The following is a 20,229-nucleotide window of genomic DNA, read 5'->3' on the forward strand; positions in this document are numbered from 1 at the left end:
GGGGTATCGTCTCGTGCAGCATGCCTGCCCGGCCCTCGTGCAGCTATGCCGAAACAGGTGAAATCCCAGCGTTCCGTAACGTAATTTCGTTTCTGTCACTATTAGTAGCGACAGACGCCCCACCTCACTTCCGATACGAAGCCCGCGCGGGATCACCAATGCCGGTGAAGGGGCGCGCGGCGATTCCGCCAGTCAGTTTCCTCAGAACGAAAGCCGTTTGATGACGTACGCCGGTCATGCCGTATGCGGGCGCATGCCCATTGCCGTGGCGCTGCTGATGGCGGGAGTGGCGATTCCCGCGCATGCGCAACAGACGCTGCCTTCGCGGCAGGAACTGAACCCTGCGCGCCAGCCCGCACTTCCTGCGGCGCCACGCGGCGAGCTGTTCCGCAATATCGAGGCGGGGCCATGCGCCTTTGCCGGCAGCGATCTCAAATTTACGCTGAGCAGCGTCACGTTCCGCGGTGCCAATGGCACGCTCGCGCTCGACGACGAGCGCCTAGCGCTCGCCTGGCGTGACCTTGCCGGACAGGAGCTGCCGGTGAGCGCGATCTGCACGATCCGCGACCGGGTCGCCTCGCTCTACCTGCGCCGCGGCGTGCTCGCCGCCGTCAACATCCCCGAGCAGCGCATCGCCGAGGGACGGATCATCCTCGACGTGACCGAAGCGCATGTCACCTCGGTCAACTATAGCGGCGATGCCGGACCGGCGCAGCGCCAGGTGGCGCGCCATCTCGACAAGCTCAAGGGGCTGGTGCCCTTCGACCTCAACGTCGCGCAACGCTACCTGTTGCTGGCCTCGGACATTCCGGGTGTTTCGGTTCAGGCTTCGCTCCGTCAGGCTGCGGAGGGTAATGGCGGGGTCGAGCTGGACATCGCCGTCGCACGCAAGGCGTTCGCAGCGAGCTTCAGCGTCAACGATTATGGCTCGATCTCGATCGGCCGCGAGCTCGCCACCGCACGGGTGGATTTCAACAGCTTCACCGGGTTCGGCGAACGCACCTCGATCGTCGGCTATGGCACGCTCGGCAGCAGCGAGCAGCGCGTGCTCCAGATCACCGAAAGCATGAAGATCGGCGGAGAGGGGCTGACGCTCGGCCTGTCGGGATCGTTCGCGCGGACCAGACCGGGTGGCCCGGTCGCGGCGCTCAAGCTGCTCGGCAATAGCTTCGCCGGCAATGCCCGGCTCAGCTATCCGCTGCTCCGCCACCGCCGCCACAATCTCACTTTGTCGGGCGGGCTCGACTGGATCGACCAGAAGGTCGAATTCGGCGGCGGCATCGCCACGCTGACCGAGGACAAGCTGCGCATCCTGTTCGCCCGGCTCGATGGCCATTGGGCGCCTGCCGAACTGGCCAGTCATTCGGTCGCCGCGACCGGGGCGATCGAGCTGCGCAAAGGGCTGAACGCGCTCGGCGCATCGCCCTATGGCAATCGCGTCGCGTCGCGCTTCGGCGGTGAGCCGGACGCGGCGGTGATCCGCGCCGAATGGGCGGTCGGCGGCCGATTGTTCGGGCCGATCGTCGCCACCGTGTCGGGCAGCTGGCAATACAGCAATGTGCCGCTGCTCTCCTATGAGGAATTCTCGGCCGGCAACCTGTCGATCGGGCGGGGTTATGATCCGTCCGCCGCTTCGGGTGATCGCGCGCTGGGCGCGACGTTCGAGCTGACCACGGTGCCGGTCGCGGTCGGCAAGCGGATCGCCTTCCGACCCTATGGTTTCGTCGACGCGGTGCGGCTGACCAATATCGGTCCGGGCGCGGGCGACACCCGCCTGCGTTCGGCAGGGCTGGGCGTACGCGCACAATTCGCGCCGTGGATCTCGATCGATGCCGCCTGGGCGCATCCGTTCGACCGGCTCGCCCCCACCGCCCCGAAGCCATCTGACCGCTTCCTGATCAGCCTGTCCGCGTCGATCTCGTGAAGGAAACCGCCATGCCCGCCCGCCGCAGCAGCCTGTTCACCACCTCGGCATTGGGCGCGCTCGCGCTCGCCGCCGTCTGGGGCACACCCGCGCACGCGCAGCTCGTCCAGGGACCTGCCCCGGCACAGAGCAATGGCGGGGCGCCCACGATCAATCAGGCGGGTGGCAACACGACTGTGACGCTGGGCGGATCGCGCACGGTGATCGACTGGGACCGGTTCGACATCAACAGTGGCGAGCGGGCGGACTTCATCTTCGCCAACCGCAGCGACATCGTGCTCAACCGCGTGGGCGGCGTGGGCAGCACGATCAACGGCGACCTCAACGGCATGATCGGGGCGGGCGGCCCCAATGGCGGCAATATCTGGATCTACAACGCCAATGGCGTGGTGATCGGCGCCAATGCCCGGATCAACACCGGCGGCCTGCTGGTCACCACCGCCGCGCTCGATCGCGCGACCGACGGCAGCGCGGGTGGATTCCTCGACGGCAGCTCGACCAGCTTCAACTTTAGCGGCGCCTATGACGGTGCGCGGATCGACGTGCGGACCGGCGCGCAGATCAACACCCGGGGCGGCGCGCTCGCGCTGGTCTCACCGATCATCAATACCGAAGCCGGATCGACCATGACCGCCAGCGGCGGCGGCAATGTGCTCTATGGTTCGGCTTCGGGCTACAAGGTGAGCTTCCGCCCCACCTCGACCAACGACCTCGACCTGCTGAGCTTCGAGGTGTCGGCAGGCGCCGGCGGCTATGGCGGCACCGCCTATCTGCAGGGCGATACCAGCGGCAACCGCGTGTTCGTGAGCGTGGTCTCGCAGACCGGGCTGGTGAGCCAGCTCGTTGCTCCCGGTGCGATCACCGCCACCACCGTCGGCACCGACGAGACCGGGGCGATCGTGCTCACCACCAACCGCGATGTCGTGAACGGCGCGGTCGCGGCGAGCGCCGTGGCTGGTTCGGGCACCGGCAACCTTTCGGCCGGCGACCTCACCGCCAGTGCGATCGATCTGGTCTCGAGCGGCTATGTGCTGCTCAACGGAAGCCAGAATGCGGCGGGCGGGAGCATCCGGCTCATCGCCGAGACCGGCAACATTCACCAGAATGGCCCCAAGATCACCGCGAACACACTTTCGGCTTCCGCGGCCGGCAACGTGGAGCTTGGCGCGGGCGCCAGCGGCACACCGAACTCGGTCGCCAAGCTCACCAGCCTGACCAGCACCAGCGGCTATATCAGCTTCGCCGGCGACAGTTACGAGATCGCCGGTCCGATCACCACGCCGGGCGCGGTTGGTCTCAGCAGCACCGGCCTGATCACCGGCGCAGGCCTGATCAGCGCGGGCCGCTTGTCGTTCGATGCCGCGGGCACGCTCAACGTCGCAGGCAATGCCAATATCGATTATTCGAACGCCAGCGGCGACATGACGATCAATGCAGCCGGCGGCATCTCGATGACCGGCGGCATGCGGCTCAACAACCATGTGCTCACGCTGAACGCCGCTACGGGCAACATCGTCCAGACGGGCGACGCGATCTATAATGGCGGCACGGTCCGTGCGACCGCAGCCGGCAACATCGATTTCGGCGGCCAGACCAACCAGATCGACGGCTTCTACGGCACATCCGTCGCCGGCGACATCAGTGTCAAATCGGCCGGGAGCCTGAGCTTTGCCGTCGATACGCTCGGCAATGCGACGGTCGATGCGGGAGGCGCGGCGATCGCCGGCGCCGCGATGCACGCGGGCACGCTGGGAATCCGGGCGGCCAACTATATCGATCTCAACCAGAGCGTGCTCCAGATCGGCAGCTATCGCTACCTGACCTCGACCGGCAGCGGCGTCAGCATCAACACCGATTCCACGATCAATATCGGCGGCAATATCAGCGTGGCGAGCACCGCCGACGTGTCGCTGCGGTCGAATGCCGGCGCGATCAACCAGACCGCGGGCACAATCACCGGCCGGCAGCTCCATCTTCAGGCGGCGGGTTCGATCACGCAGAACAGTGCCGCGCAGCTGGTGGGGACCGGCACCGGCGCGAACTCGGTACGGGCGGGGGACGACCTGATCCTTGCGGGTTCCAACCGGATCGCGGGTTTTGACACGCCGATTCTGGGTTGGGGCGCGGGCAGCGACGTCACCTATCGCTCGGCCTACAACATGTTCTTCGACGGGAGCAGCGTGGCGATCGGCGCGCTCAACCTGATCGTCGACAGCGGCTCGATCCAGCAGGGCAGCATTGCTTTCACCGCCAATTCCTTCTCCGCCAGCGCGACCGGCGACATCGATATCGGCACGTCGGCCAACAACAGCATCGCGCGGCTTGGCAATATCGGCAGCAGCGCGGGCGAGGTGCGGCTGCGCGTCGGCGCGAACAACCCGCTCGCGATCGACGGCACGATCAGCTCGGCAAGCCGCGTGGCATTCACCGCCGGCGGCGCGGTGTCGGGCAGCGGCAAATTCTCGACGCCACAGCTCTATCTCGGCCTGATCGGCGGCGGCACGGTCAATGTCGCGGGCAGTACCAACCTGCTTGAACTCGGGGTGAGCAACGCGGATGCGACGGTCCGTGCCGATGGCAGCCTGACGGTGAGCGGCGCCCTTGCGGCGAACGGCCACCGTCTCACGCTGATTGCCGGTACCGGAAGCATCACCCAGACGGGCGGCAGCTTCATCGGTATGGGAACGCTCAGCGCGAGCGCGGCCGGCGATATCAGCCTGACGGCGGGCAACAGCTTCAGCAGCGTCGATGCCACGTCCACGAACGCCGGGCTCATCACGCTCAACGCGACCGGCAATCTCGACTTCAAGGCGCGGACGGCGTCGACCGTCCGGGTCACGACCGGCGGCGACGCGACGGCCTCCGGCGCCAACGCGATCGACGCGGGCGCGGTGGACATCACCGCGGGCGGCAAGATCGACCTCGACTTCACCGGCGGTAGCGCCGTCTTCGGGCAGTTGAGCGCGGGCGCTGATGTCCTGATCGCGATGGACGGCGACGTCGTGCTCGGCGGCAACGTTACCGCCGGCAACGGCGCGACGGCATCGCTGAGGTCGCGGGGCGGCGCGATCAACCAGAGCGCCGGGACGATCGACGCCACGTCGATCGCGCTCAACGCCGGGACCACGATCAGGCAGGCGGCCGGTACCGAGCTGCACAGCACCAACCTGTCGCTGACCAGCGGCGGAAATATCTCGCTGGGCGAGACCAATAACTTCACCACCCTCACCGATCTCGCGGTGGGCGGCGACCTGACGCTGCGCAACCTCGGCAACATCAATCTCAGCCCGATTCTCGGAGGGACCGGCGGATATCGGTCGGGTGGCGCGCTTACCCTTATCTCCGATGCCGGGAACATTCTCACCACCAACTCCGGTATTGCCACCTCACGCCTGAATGCGAGTGCGGCGGGTTCCATCAGCCTCGACGGGACGATCGCGTCGCTTGGCACCATCACCGCAGGCCAGTCGATCCTGCTGACCACCTATAGCGGCAGCATGGACCTGACCGGCAACGTCACCGGCCGGAACATCAGCCTCTATGCCGATACCGGGATCAGCCAGAGCGGCGGCATCATCGATGCCGACCGCCTCAACGTCATCACCAACGGCGCCATCTCGCTGACCCGGGCGAACCAGATCGACGTGGTCGGCCGGCTCGACACCGATCGCTATGACTTGGGCACCGGCCATGACATCACGCTGCGCAATGTGGGCGCCATCGTGCTCGACTATCAGATCGAGGCGCCGGACGGCACGGTCACGCTGACCTCGGACACGGGCGGGATCAGCCAGACCGGCTTCAGCGACCGCTTCATCGCCCGCACGCTCAATGCCAGCGCGGCCGGCGACATCGTGCTCGACTATGCGGGGAACGATCTCGATCACCTGGGCGCGATCCGCAGCACCGGGGGCGCCGTTACCATCGTCGATACCGATGCCTTCGACCTGACCGGCCAGGTCCGGGCCGCCGGTGCCCTGTCGCTCAGCGCAGGCGGTGCCATCGCCCGCAATGGCGGGCTGGTCGTCGCGGGCGGCGCGCTCAACGTGTCGGCATCCAGCGCCGACCTCGTTGCGGGCGGAAACATCCAGCTCGGCACGATCAGCACCAACGGCAATTTCGCGATCGACACCGACGGGAATCTGACGGTTGCCGGTCAGATCGATACGCAAGGCAACAGGACGACGCTGACCGCAGGCTTCGGCGCGATCCAGCAGGGCGGCAGCGGCCGGATCCTGAACGGCAGCGCCGTCGCGACTGCCCTGAACGGTATCACCCTCGGCGGCGACAACCGCCTCACCAGCTTCTCGGGCAGCTCGACCGGCGGCGGGAGCATCGTCTTCAACAATGGCGGTTCGGGCGCGATCGTCGTCGGGCTCAACACCGCCGGCAGCGCCACCGTGACAGCGGGCGGCAATCTGTCCTCTGGCGGGATCACCGTCGACAGCCTGTCGGTGGACGCCGGGCATATCGATCTGACCAGCAGCGTCGACGTGAACAGCTTCACGCGACTGGTGGCCGCTTATGGCGACGTCTTCGTCACCAACGCCGGCGGCTTCACCATCGCGGGCGACGTCACGACGAACCGGCCGGGCCTGCGCACGATCAACCTGCGGGCGAATGGCGGCGGCATTTCTCAGACCGCAGGCACGATCGCGGGTCACTATGTCAGCCTGCGCGGCGCGGGCGACCTGGTCCAGAGCGGCACCGCCCGTATCGACTCCAACGCGGCCTATTTCAGCGGCGCCAACGTGCTGCTGGGCGGCGCGAACAATTTGGTCAGCAACGACACCCGTATCGTCGCGACGGGCGACCTCACGCTGCGCAATGCGGGTGCGATCGATCTGACCGCGATGGGCGGCTACACCGCGGGCGGCGTGCTGACGCTGACATCGGATACCGGTTCGATCGCCGCAACCGACGCCGTCACCGCTTCGGCGCTGACCGCGCTCGCGGCGAACGGCGACGTCACGTTCAACAACACGAACAACCTCATCTCGGAGATTCGCGGACTGAGCGCGGGTACCAACGCCACGGTCCGCTCGAACGGCGGCTTCACGCTGACTGAGGATATCGATGTTGGCGGAACGCTGGCGCTCTACGCCCGTACCGGGATCAACCAGACCGGTGGCCGGATCAAGGCGACAACGCTCAACGCCCAGCTCTACCAGACGGTGGCGACCGGATCGGTCATGCTCGGCGGCGCGAACGATGTCGACAACCTTTACGTCCTCGCCGCGTCGGGCGGGGGCGATGTCCTCTTCCGCGACACCGACGGCTTCCGCGTCACCTATGCAGTGATCGGCAACCGGGTCACGCTGACGAGCGACGCCGGCGCGATCACCCAGGCGAGCGGCTTCATGGACGGCGTTCAGGCAAGCCAGCTCACCGTCTCGGCGGCCGACGGCATTTCGCTCAACAACGAGTGGAACGGCATCCGGCGGATTCTCGGCCTCACCAATACCGGCTCGGGCGGGATTGAGGTGGGCGGGCGCGGCGTCAACATGGTGCTCGACGGCAACGTCACCGCCGCCGGACAGGCCGTCTCGTTCAACGCGCGCAACGCCAGCCTCACCCAGACCAGCGGCGCGATCGTCGCCGACTCCCTGAGCGCTCAGGCGCAGACCGGCATCGCGCTCACCAGCACGACCAACAATGTCGCGCGCCTCGGCGTGCTGGGCAACGGCACCAGCGGCGGCATCGCCTATACCGATGCCGACAGCTTCATGATTGCCGGCGCGATCGTCGCTGTAGGCCAGACGGTGTCGCTCAGGACGGTCGACACCAGTTCCTTCGTCTCCCAGACCGCGACCAACAGCCTGCTCACCGTCGGAACGCTGAACCTCAGCGGCGGGCAGGGGTACAGCCTGACCGGCAACGGCGCGTCCTGGAACTACATCACCGCGCTCGGCAATATCGACACCGCCGTCCAGATCCATACCGACAGCAATGTCGACCTGACCGGCACGATCACCTCGCCCTATTTCGAGCTATGGGCCCATGGCAACGTCACACAGAGCGGCGGCCGGATCGACCGTAGCCTCAATGGCGATGTCTTCGAGATTCGCGCGGACAGGATCGCGCTGACCAGCGCCACCAACCGGCTCGGCAAGGTGGACGCGCTGCTCACCTGGGGCAATGTTCCCGGCACCATCAGCGCGGTTTCGACCGGCGACACCAAATTCGGTGAGGTCGTCGCCCGCGATGCGTCGCTGACCGTCACCGGCGGCAGCATCCTCGACTATGGCGTCGATGGTCTCAACGTCGATACGCTGGCCGTGTCGTCGGCCGGCACCGTCTCGCTCGGCGGCCGCATCGGCGCGCTCGGCACGGTCACCGCGAACGGCGACACCGCGTTCCGCTCGTCGAGCAATCTCGCTTTCACCGATACCGTCAACATCGGCACCGGCCGCCTGATGCTGACATCGACCGGCGCGATCAGCCAGACCGGCGGCGGCATCACCGCGGGCGCGATCGACGTCAGCGCCGCGACCGGAATCGATCTCGGCCGTTCGAACAATATCGCCACGATCACCGGCCTGTCGACCACGAACGGCGATATCAGCTTCCGCAACTGGGCCAGCATCGCGCTGCCCGGCATCAGCGCGCCCGGCACCGTGACGCTGGTTTCCGAAAGTGGATCGGTCACCCAGAATATCGGCACCACCCTCCGTGCGAACCGGCTGAACGCCAGCGCGGCGACGTTCATCGATCTGACGAACGCGAACCAGCTCGCCAGCCTGGGAACGCTCGACGCGGGCAGCGCGATCGGCGTCACCAATCATGGCAGCTTCTCGCTCACCGGCGATATCGCGGCGACCTCGGTCACTCTCCGGTCCACTTTCGGCGCGATCAGCCAGACCGGTGGCGTGATCAGCGCGTCGGATCTGACCGCCAGCGCGCAGAATGGCCTCAACTTTGGCGGCGCCAACAACGTCAGCGCGCTGCACGGGTTGAGCACCACGTTCGGCGACATCGCCTTCCACAACCAGGGCAATATCGTCCTTTCGGACGTCGTCGCGCTGACCGGGGCAGTGACGCTGGTTTCGGACAGCGGGTCGATCACGCAGAGCGCGCCCACTTCGATCATGGCGGAGCGGCTCAACGCCAGCGCCTCGACCGGGATCACGCTCGATCAGGACAATGGCTTCGTCCGGACCGGCACGCTCAGCAACAGTGGCACCGGCGGCATCCGGGTCAAGACGACCGGCAATCTCGACCTCGCCGACACCGTCACCGCCACGGGGCAGGCGGTGCGCTTCGACGTCGGCGGGGCGCTGACGCAGAGCGTCGCGCTCGGCGCCTATTCGAACCTGACGATCAATGCCGGCACCGGCCTCTATCTCGATCAGGCGAACAATTTCGGCGCGACCCTTTTCTCCCTCTCCACCGGGAGCGGCGACATAACGGTGCGCAATGTCGGGAATCTGACCGTTCCCGCGCTCAGCACGGCAGGCGGCACGATCCGCCTGATTTCCGATACCGGCACGATCGGCCAGACCGGGATACTCACCGCGAACACGCTGTTCGCCGAGGCGCGCAGGGAAATTTCCCTCGGCGGGAACAATGTGATCACCAATATCGGGAGACTGGTCAACACGACCGGCACGATCACCTTCAGGGATATCGACGGCTTCAACATCACCGGCGACATTCGCGGGTCCACGGCAACGGGTGAACGGGTCAACCTCATTGCGGGGGGCATGGGCGACATCGTCCAAATCGGCGGCGCGATCGTCGTGGACAAGCTCCGGGCGACCGCGGGCGGCAACCTGACGCTCGACGGGAGCGCGAATAATTTCATCAATGTCGAGGTGCTGAGTGCGGGTGGCGACATCAGGCTACGAGCGCAGGACTCCTTCGTACTCGGCCATACGGTGGATGCCGGCGGCACGGCGACGCTGACATCGACGAACGGCTTCATCGGGACTGACGTCGGCTCGATCGGCCACGTCCGTGCGGATGCGCTCTACGTCAACGCCGCGACCGGCATCGACATCAACCTGCCCGGCAACGCCACGCCCAAGGTCAGCCTGATCAGCGCCGCTGGGAATATCCGCTATACTACTCAGGGCGCGATGGAATTGCTCGCGCTCCGGACGCCCGACCGGGGGATCGTCAGCGCCAACGCGCTGACCCAGAGCGGCGCGATCGATGTCGGCTCGCTTGATGCGCTGGCGGGGGACATCCGGTTCGATTTGGCGGGGAACCGGATCGGCAGCATCTACTATGCCACGGCCACCGGCGGCGACGTCGTCATCGCGGACGAAGACGGCATCGACATCGCCGGCAATCTCTTCGCCTCAGGAACGGTCAGCCTGACGGCGGGCGGAACCGGATCGATCACCCAGTCGGACGGCACCGTCACCGCATCGACGGTCTCGCTGGTCGCGGCGGGCGGCAACATTATGCTCGACCGCGCCAACGCCGTCGGGGTCTACAACGCCCGCTCGGCGATCGGCGGCACGATCACGCTGCGCAATACCGGCAATCTGACCGTCAACGCGATCACCGCGCGGGACGGCACCGTCAATCTCACATCCAACACCGGGTCGGTGAGCCAGCTTCTGGTCCCCGGCAATTCGATCTGGGCGGGCAAGCTGAATGCCAATGCGGCGACGGACATCGATCTCGCGGCGCAGAATTTCACTGGCTTGCTCGGCAATCTGACGGCGGGCGGATCGATCCGCTACAACAGCTTCATGACTCTCGGGCTGGAGGGCAACGTCAGCGCGAGCGGTGGGGTGACGTTCGGAATATCGGGCTATCTCGGCCAATATTCGGGGACGATCGCCGCCAGCCACCTCGATGTCACCGCGACCGGGATCGCCTTGATCGGCGCGAACGATATCGGCTCGACCACGGCCAGCCGCTTCACGGCCAGTGACGACATCACCTTCCGCTCGATCAATTCGATCCTGCTGGGAGCGGTGACCACGCCGGGCCTGTTGTCGCTCACCTCGGACGGCGGCGGTATCGGCCAGAGCGCGGCGTTCAGCGCCGGTCGGTTCGACGCGATCGCCGCGGGTGATGTCGTGCTCGAGCAGCTCAACACGCTCGATACGGTCAACGACGTCACCGCGGGCGGCGTGTTCAGCCTTCGCACCGTCGGCGCGCTCGAACTCGACGGGCGCATCGCCGCCGACGATCGGGTGACGTTCAACACCGGTGGCGGCCTGACCCAGATCGGCAACACCGTTATCGTCACCGACCGGCTGGAAGCGACGGCAGGGACCGCGACCGCGACCGGTATCCGCCTGCTCAACCATAACCGGGTCGGCGCGGTCAGCTTCGACGCCGGCGGCAACGACGTCCGCTTCCGCAACACCGGCAATATCGCGATCAACGCGATCAACGCGCCGACCGGAACGGTCGAGCTGATCTCCAACCTCGGCAAGATCACGCAACAGGCCAGTGGCGGCCTCGTCGCCGGTTCGCTGATCCTCGACGCGTTCAATGGCGTCGAGCTGTACAATAACGACAACCAGATCGCGCGCCTCGACGTGATCAGCCGCGGACTGGTGTCGATCCACAGCGGCGGCAGCGGATGGGGCGGCCTGCTGACGGTCGACCGGATCGATGCGGCCGGCCAGACCGTGTCGGTCAACAACTACACCTGGGGCATCACTGGCGGTAACATCACCGCCGCGACGCTGACCGCCTTCTCGGCCGGCGACATGGATCTCGGCACGACCAACAATGTCACCGGGAATGTCGGCCTGTCGGGCCGGAACATCGCGTTCACCAATCTCGGCAATCTCGTCATCGACCGGGTGCTGTCGCCCAGCGGCAACGCCGTGCTGCGCAGTGAAGAAGGCGCGATCAGCCAGACCGGGTCGGCGCTGATCGATACGGTCGGGCTCACCGCCTATGGCCGTGATGGCGTCACCCTCGCGGGGGCGATCAAGCGGATCGACGGACTGTCGGCTGGCCCCGGAGCGGACGTCGAGATCGTGACCGATCGGGCACTTGAGCTGGCCGGTGACATTACCGCGCGCAACGTCCTGCTGCGTTCGAACATGGCGCCGAACGTGTTCACTCCGACCGGCGGGGCGATCACCCAGACCGCCGGCGTCATCACCGCAGACCTGTTCCGCGGCAGCGCCTATGGCGCAATCGACCTGCGCCTCGGTAACCAGATCGCGGCATTGGGCGATGTCTGGTCCTTCACCAGCGGCATCAGCATCACCTCCGGTCGCGCGCTCGACCTGACCGGCGCGCTCACCGCGACCAATGGCGACGTCGTGCTCGATGCCGCGTCGATCGGCCAGAGCGGCGGATCTATCGAAGCTCTCGGCCTGCGTGCCCGTGCGACCGGTGCGATCGACCTTGGCGCGGCGAACCGGATCGCTGCGACCGGCACGGTCGCGCTCGCTGCGGGCGCCGACATCGCCTTCAGCAATACCGGCAGCTTCGTGACAGGCATGATCGACACGCCGGGGGCGGTGACGCTCACTTCGGCGAACGGTTCGATCGGTCAGGCGGCATCGACGCGCATCGGTGCGAGCCGGTTGTCGGTCAGCGCCGCCAATGGCGGGATCGCGCTCAACGAGGCGAACCTCGTCGATACGCTCGGCGGTCTGACCGCAGGGGGCGACATCGTCTTCCGCAACGCGGGCGATTTCGCACTGGATGGCGATATCGCTGCTGCAGGTCATGAGGTGACGCTGCGGTCGAACACCGGCGCGATCAGCCAGACTTCGGGCACGATCACCGCGCTCGGCCTGAGCGCCGCAGCGGGCGGGGCGATCACGCTGGGCGGCGCGAACAGCGTGACCAATTTGCGCGACGTGGCGGCGGGCGGCGATTTCCTCTACCGCAATGCTACTGCGCTGATGCTGTGGGGCGACGTCACCGCGGCAGGCCATGAGGTGACCCTCAAGACCGACAGCGGCTCGCTGCTCCAGATGCTGTTCACGAGCGGCATCATTACCGCGAACCGGCTCAATGCCAGCGCGGGTGGCGCACTCAACTTCAATCATGCCAACCGGGTGAACGAGCTTGGCGATTATGCGTCAGGCAGCGGCGTCGTTGGGTTCATCAATGACGGCAGCATCGCGCTTGCCGGCGATATCTCCGGCGACGAGCTCGTTCTCCAGTCGCTGACCGGCGGGATCAAGCAGACCGCAGGCAGCATCGATACGGGTTCGATCAATGCGAGTGCCGACGGGTCGATCCTGCTGAACCGTGCCAATCAGGTCGCGGCGGCGGGTCCGGTCCGGCTTGTCTCCGATACCGGCAATGTCACCTTCCGTGCGCTCGGCGATTTCACGCTCGACTTCGGCTTCGCGGCGGGGACGTTCGACGTCACCTCCGACCATGGCAAGATCGGCCAGAGCGGCCTGATCATCGCGAACCGGCTCAATGCGCGTGCGGGCGGCGACATCATCCTGACCGGCGACAATGCCGTGACGAATCTCGGCATGCTCAACGCGGGCGGCGACATCGCCTTCACCGCGGCGGGTGACCTGTTGCTCACCGATGCGATCGACGCAGGGGGAAACGTCTCGCTGGTCGCCAATACCGGCGAGATCACGCAGAGTGGCGGTGCGATCACGGCGGCGTCGCTCAACGTTGTGGCGGACCGGAATATCGCGCTCGCCGGGGCGAACACGGTCAGCGCATTTGCGGGCACGAGCACAACCGGGGACATAGCGCTCCGCAATACGGGCAGCACCAGTCTGGGTGCGGTTTCATTGCCCGGTACCTTCGTCCTGACCTCGGATGCAGGCGCGGTGACGCAGACCGGCGATCTCGCGGCCGGTCTGCTCGATGTGACCGCGCGCGATGGCATCACGCTGACGCGGAGCGGAAACGCGATCGCCGGGGCGATCCGTCTGGCGAATCTGGGAACGGGCGGCATCGCCTATACCGGCAGCGGAGATATTCTGATCGGCGCGATCCGCGCGACCGGGCAGGCCGTGACGCTGCGCGCCGCGGGCAAGATCGACCAGCAATCAGGCATCGAGGCAGGAATCCTTAATCTGTCGGCAACCGACGCTACCCTGCTCTCTGCCGGAAACCTGATCGACGCGCTCGGCGCGGTGGATGTCTCCAGCCTGTCGCTGAGCACAGATACCGGCCTCGATCTGGCAGGGGCAGTTACCGCGAGCGGCGCAGTTTCGCTGGCGGTGAGCGGGCGACTGACGCAGAGCGGCGGTCTCATCACCGCGCCGTCACTCTCAATCACGGCGAGCGGCGGCATCGACCTTGGCAGCATCAACCAGGTCGATGCGCTGACCGCGACCAACAGTGGCGGATCCGGCGACGTCCGCTTCGTCAATGGTCGCGCGCTGACGGTCAATCATCTCGTGTCCGATCATGGCGACCTGACATTGCGTCTGACTGCGGGTCAGCTGACTTTGGGCGGAACGGTCTTCAGCCTGGGCAACATGGATCTCGATGCCGCGGGCGACATCGGTGGTTCGGCCAGCCTCGACTCGCGTGCGAGCCTGCGGGCGGTGAGTGGCGGCTCGATCGTTCTGCGATCGGTAGCTGGCCGCGACGATATCCTGATCAATGCTGCCGGCGACGCGACGGTGGCGGAACTGGTGCACCTGTCGGGTGGCACCGATGCGGCCGGGAACGGCTACATTGTCGATATCCTCGGCAACAACGTGACGCTTGGTGCGAGCGATCCCGGGACGATCTCCGGAACTCACCGGCTCCATGTCGAGACGAGTCCGGTCGTGCGGCTCGGTGCCCGCGCCGGCAATGCGAGGCTCAATCTCGCGACGATGAACGGGAGCGTGTCGATCGCGGCGACGGGCGATGTCCTCGCTTATGCGACCGATGACCTCAACCTGATCGACGTCTCGGGCACGAATGTGAGCCTGACCTCGGCGAATGGCGATGTCATCGCCAACCGGGTCGAAGTCGCCGGCAATTATTCGCTTGCCGGCCGCTATTTCTACAATGGCGCGCTGCAGCCGGTCGGCGCGCGCGCGGGCAGGTGGACGCTGACCACCGGCGGCGATCTCGATGCGGCGGGCAGGACGCTCGAGTTCGGCGGCGGGATCGACTTCACCGTCGGCGGTGCGCTCAGCAACGGTTCCTTCCGCTCGCTGGCCGGCGCGGTCTCGATCACCGCAGGAAGCGTGGACCTGTACCAGATCGCCGCGGCGAACGGGGTCGATGTGCTGGCCAATAGCGGCAATCTGGACCTGTTCTCCGCAGATACGGCCGCGGGCAATCTCAGCCTGACCGCCGGTACGGTGCGCGTCTCCGGCTCGCTCAGGGCTGGCGCGGATATCGCGGTCCTGGCGACCACGGGCGACGCCATCATCGGCTATGCGACGGCGGGGCGCAACATCGGCATCACCGCGCAGGGCAACGCGACGCTGCGGCAGGCCAACCTTACCGGTGCGACCGGCGACCTGACGATCGGTGCCGGCGGCAACGCCACGCTGGGCGATGACGATGCGATGTCGGGCATCGGCATCGACCGCTGGTTCGTGCGTGCGGCCGGGTCGACCGGCATGGCGAGCGTCACGGGCGGAGCAGGCGTCTCCATCAACCTCGACCACTCAGCCGGGCTCGACAGCATCAGCGGCCGCCGGGTCGAGGTGAACGTCGCGACCGGAGATCTCACGATCGGCCAGCTCACCGCGCTGACCGAGCGCGGCATCGTGAACGTGCTGGGTGGCTCGCTCGTGATCGGCAGTGCTGCGGCGACCGGGAGCGCGCTCGACCTCTTCGCCGATGGCGACCTAGCCCTGCTGAGCAGTGCGGACGCGTCCAGCACCTATCTCACCGCGGGCGGGCTGCTCGACACGCGTACGGCCACCGTCAACGGGGCCAGCTATGTCGAGCTGACCGGGGGCGAGGTCCGTGCGGGGGCAATCACATCGGGCGGCGACATCGACGTGCTCAGCACGAGCGGAGCGATCACGGTCGACAGCGTCCATTCGACGGGTGGCGATGCGATCTTCAGCGCGTTCACCGACCTCAACCTGGGCAACGTCGTTGCGAATGGCGGCCAGTTCCAGGCGGGCGGCAATGCGACGCTGCGCGCGATCACTGCTGCGAACGGCTTTGCGCTGGTCGCGCTGGGCAACATCACGCTCGGCGCCGATACGGTCGCGCAAATCACCGGCAGCAACCTGCTCGCCACCGGCGGCAGCCTGAGCGGCTGTGCCTGCGGCTCGGGTGGCGCGACGCTGATCTCGCTGAACGGCAGCGTCAATGTGAACCTCCAGTCGGCGACCGGCGTGTTCGACACCATTGCCGCGGGAGTCAGCGGCGACGCCAATGTCCATGTCGCGACCGGCGATCTCGGTATCGGCGACTTGGCCGGGCACAATATCGCGGTCACTCTGCCCGGCGGCACGCTCACCGTGATGAATCCGGTGAGCAGCGGCGGCAACTACACGCTGACCGCCCGCGATTTCGCCGGCAACGCGCTGCTGCCGATCGTCGGCGCCGGCGCCACCAGGCTCAACAATGTGACGATCACCGATACCGACGGTGACCTGAGCGCGGGCGGCAATCTGGTCGCGGCGGGCGACATCCGGATCAGCTCGGTGGGCAATATCACCGGTGCGCTGTCGCTGCTCGCCGACGGCGATGTCGATGTGGTCGCGAGGGCGATCCGGCTTGGCGACGTGGCCGGCCGCGATGTCGTGCTCAATGCCTCCGCGGGCGGAGTCGATGTCGTCGGCGCCGTGACGGTCGGGCGGAACTATACGCTCACCGGCACCGGCTTCTTCGGCAATGCGCTGGCGATGACCGGCACGCGGGCGGGCGACCTGTTCGTGACCGACACGGCGGGCGACTTCGACTACATTACGCTCGACCTCGGCTTTGCCGGCAGCGCCACGCTGCGCGCGAATGGCGGCGCGATCCGCGGCGGCGATATCGGTACGCTGGGCAATCTCAGCCTTTCGGCGAGCGGTGTCTCGGCGGGTATGCTCCGCTCGGCACAGGGCGGGGTCGATGTCGAAAGCAGCGCAGACGCCGACCTGAACGGGATTCAGGCGAGCAACGCGATCCGGATCAGCACCGGCGGCGATCTCCGCCTGGGCAGTGCCGAACTGAGCGGTACTGGCGTCAATGCCTTCACACTGACAGCGCGAGGCGATCTGGTGTTCGGCGCTTCTTCAGCTGGCGCGATCGGTAGCGGCCATGTCTTCACCAGCGCGGGCAGCGCGTTGACAGGCGGCGGTGTGCAGGCCGATGGCGCGATCGCGATCAACCTCGACCATTCGGCCGGGTTCACCGGCATCGGCGGCGGCACGCTGGAGCTGACCGTCCGGAACGGCGACCTCTCCATCGGGGGAATCCGGACGGTTGGGGCGCTCTTCGTCACCGGACCGGCGGGTGCGCTCTCCATCGGGGACGTCGAGACCAGCGCGGGTCATATCGGCATCGCGGGGCAGGGGAATGTCACGACCGGCGCGGTCAACGGGCGGTTCGTGGTCAACATCGGTTCGAGCGCGGGTAGCCTTGCATTCCGCAAGATCACCGGCGGTGACGTAATCCTGAGCGCGGCGGGCGGGATCATCGCCAGCGGCTTCGATGCCGGCGTCTTCGCCGACTCGCTTGCGCTCACGGCGGGTGGGGATGTCGATCTTGCGACCCACGGCACCGGCTCGCGGATCGGTCGCCTCGGCGCGGTTACCATCGCCCATGGCGGCTTCGCCCTCAACAATTTGCAGGATCTCGCCCTTGCCGGGGCGATCGACGTCCGCGATGGCACGCTCGACCTGAGCGTGGCGGGCGCGCTGAGCCAGAATAGCGGGGCGATCATTGCTCAGCGCCTGACTGGCAACGTCACCAACTACGCCCGGCTCGATGGCGCCAACGAGATCGCGTCGCTTGGGGCCTTCAACGCAGGCGGCCTGCTGCTTAACAATGTGACCGCGCTCGGTATTGACGGCGTGGTTGACGGTGGCGCGGGCAGCGTGACGATCCGCTCGTACGGCGGGATGACGATCGCCACGACGGGTGCGGTGCGCTCCGCTGCGGCCGGTGACGCGATTACCCTCGCGTCGGATGGATTGTTCCACAATCGTGCGGGCGGAACCGCGCTCGACGCCGCCAATGGCCGCTGGCTCGTCTATACGCAGGCGGCGGGGAATGCAGGTGCGTCCGATCCGGCGAACAACTTCGGCGGCCTTGCCGGCCGGAGCTTCTATGGCGCGGCCTACAACTTCGCGACCGGCAGTTTCGGTGCCGCACCGAACGCAGGCAACCGGTTCGTCTATGGCTATCGTCCGGTGTTGTCGGTGCTGCCGAACAACATTGTCGTCACCTATGACGGGCAGGTGCCGGTGCTCGGAGCGAGCATAAGCGGTCTTGTCAACGGCGATAGCGCGGCGGACGCGTGGTCGGGCGCCGCGGGCTTGTCGGGCGCGGGCCGCAATGCGGGCACGTACAACATCGTGGCAAACCTGGGCACGCTGGCCTCTGACATGAACTACGACTTCGCCTTCGGGAGCGGTACGCTGCGGATCGATCCGCGTGCGATCGCCGCGACGCTGGCGGCGAACGGCAAGATCTATGATGGCACTACCGCCGCGACCGGCACGTTTTCACTGGGCGGTGTGGTCGCAGGAGACGATGTTGGCGTTTCAGGTGCGCTGGCCTTTGCCGACAAGAACGCAGGCAGCGGCAAGATCGTGACGGCGAACGGCATCGCACTGAGTGGAGCCGATGCAGGTAACTACACCGTCAATACAACGACAACCGCGTTTGCCGACATCCTTGCCCGCGCGATTAATGCGACCTTGATGGCGAACGGCAAGGTCTATGACGGCGCCACGGCCGCCACGGGTACGCTGTCGCTGGGCGGAGTGATCGCGGGCGACAACGTCGGGGTGTCAGGTGCGCTGGCCTTCGCCGACAAGAATGCGGGTGCCGGCAAGACCGTCACGGCGAGCGGCATCGCGCTCTCCGGCACGGACGCCGGCAACTATACGGTCAATGTTACCGCGACCGCGCTCGCCGATATCCTTGCGCGCACGATAACAGCGACGCTGGCCGCGAACGGCAAGGTCTATGACGGCACCAAAACCGCTACGGGTGTGTTGTCGCTGGGCGGTGTGATCGCGGGCGACAATGTCGGGGTGTCGGGTGCGCTGGCCTTCGCCGACAAGAATGCCGGTGCCGGCAAGACCGTCACGGCGAGCGGCATTGCGCTGAGCGGCGCGGATGCGGGTAACTATATCGTCAGTGCAACGACAACCGCATTTGCCGACATCCTCGCGCGTGCGGTCACTGCGACGCTGGCCGCGAACGGCAGGGTCTATGACGGCACTACAACCGCTACGGGTGTACTGTCGCTAGGTGGTGTGATCGCAGGCGACAATGTCGGGGCGTCGGGTGCGCTGGCCTTCGCCGACAAGAATGCGGGTGCTGGCAAGACCGTCACGGCGAATGGCATCGCGCTCTTCGGCGCGGACGCTGGCAACTATACGGTCAATGTCACCGCGACTGCACTCGCCGATATTCTGGCGCGGACGATCACAGCGACACTGGCGGCGAATGGAAAGGTCTATGATGGCACGACTGCCGCCACGGGTTCGCTGTCGCTGAGCGGTTTGATCGCGGGCGATCAGGTGGGCGTGACCGGAAACTATGTGTTTGGCGACAAGAATGCGAGTGCCGGGAAGACGGTGACGGCGAGCGGCATCACTCTCTCCGGAACGGATGCCGCCAACTATATCGTCAATGGCACCGCCACCGACGTTGCGACGATCGCGCGGCTTGCGATCACGGGCACTGCCACCGCCGACAGCCGTGTCTATGACGGCACGACTGCGGCCACCGGGCGGATCACGCTCAATGGCGTGCTCGTCGGCGACAGCGTTTCCGCTGCGGCCGGCTACGCCTTTGCCGACCCGAATGCGGGTACTGCCCGGACGGTTTCAGTCAATGGAGTGATGTTGAACGGTGCCGATGCCGGCAACTACACGGTCACCCTCGGTGGCAGCCCGGTTCTCGCCGATATCCTGCGCCGCGCGGTGACTGTGCAGGCGGAGGACCTGACCAAGCTGTTCGGCCAGCGCGATCCGGGGTTCACCTGGCGGGTCATCGGTGGATCGCTGGTAGCGGGCGATGGCTTCACCGGCGGCCTGACGCGTGCGCCGGGCGAGCAGGCTGGAACCTATGCCATCGATCGCGGCAACCTGACGCTTTCGTCCAACTATTCGCTCACCGTCGTTCCCGGCAGCCTCGTCATCCGCTTCACCCAGTCGGGCGCGGATGCGAGCGATGCGCTGCACCGGCGCAGGCCGATCAGCGCATTCTCACTCTACGAGGATCCGTCGGTGAATCTCGTCGGCGACGTGCAAGGGGAGTAGGGA

Annotated in this window: 2 protein-coding genes; both read left to right on the forward strand. The window is 66.6% G+C overall.

Annotation, left to right across the window (positions count from 1 at the left end):
• Positions 1 to 253 precede the first annotated feature (253 nt).
• Positions 254 to 1,924, forward strand: coding sequence for a ShlB/FhaC/HecB family hemolysin secretion/activation protein (locus AC07NK_RS10445; RefSeq protein WP_495170526.1), 1,671 nt, complete (start codon positions 254 to 256; stop codon positions 1,922 to 1,924).
• A gap of 11 nt (positions 1,925 to 1,935) precedes the next feature.
• Positions 1,936 to 20,226 carry a YDG domain-containing protein gene (locus AC07NK_RS10450; protein ID WP_495170527.1) on the forward strand — a complete coding sequence of 6,097 codons (18,291 nt, stop codon included), beginning with the start codon at positions 1,936 to 1,938 and terminating at the stop codon, positions 20,224 to 20,226.
• Positions 20,227 to 20,229: the final 3 nt, after the last annotated feature.

The organism is Sphingomonas sp. GW821-FHT09B04 (assembly GCF_059418285.1).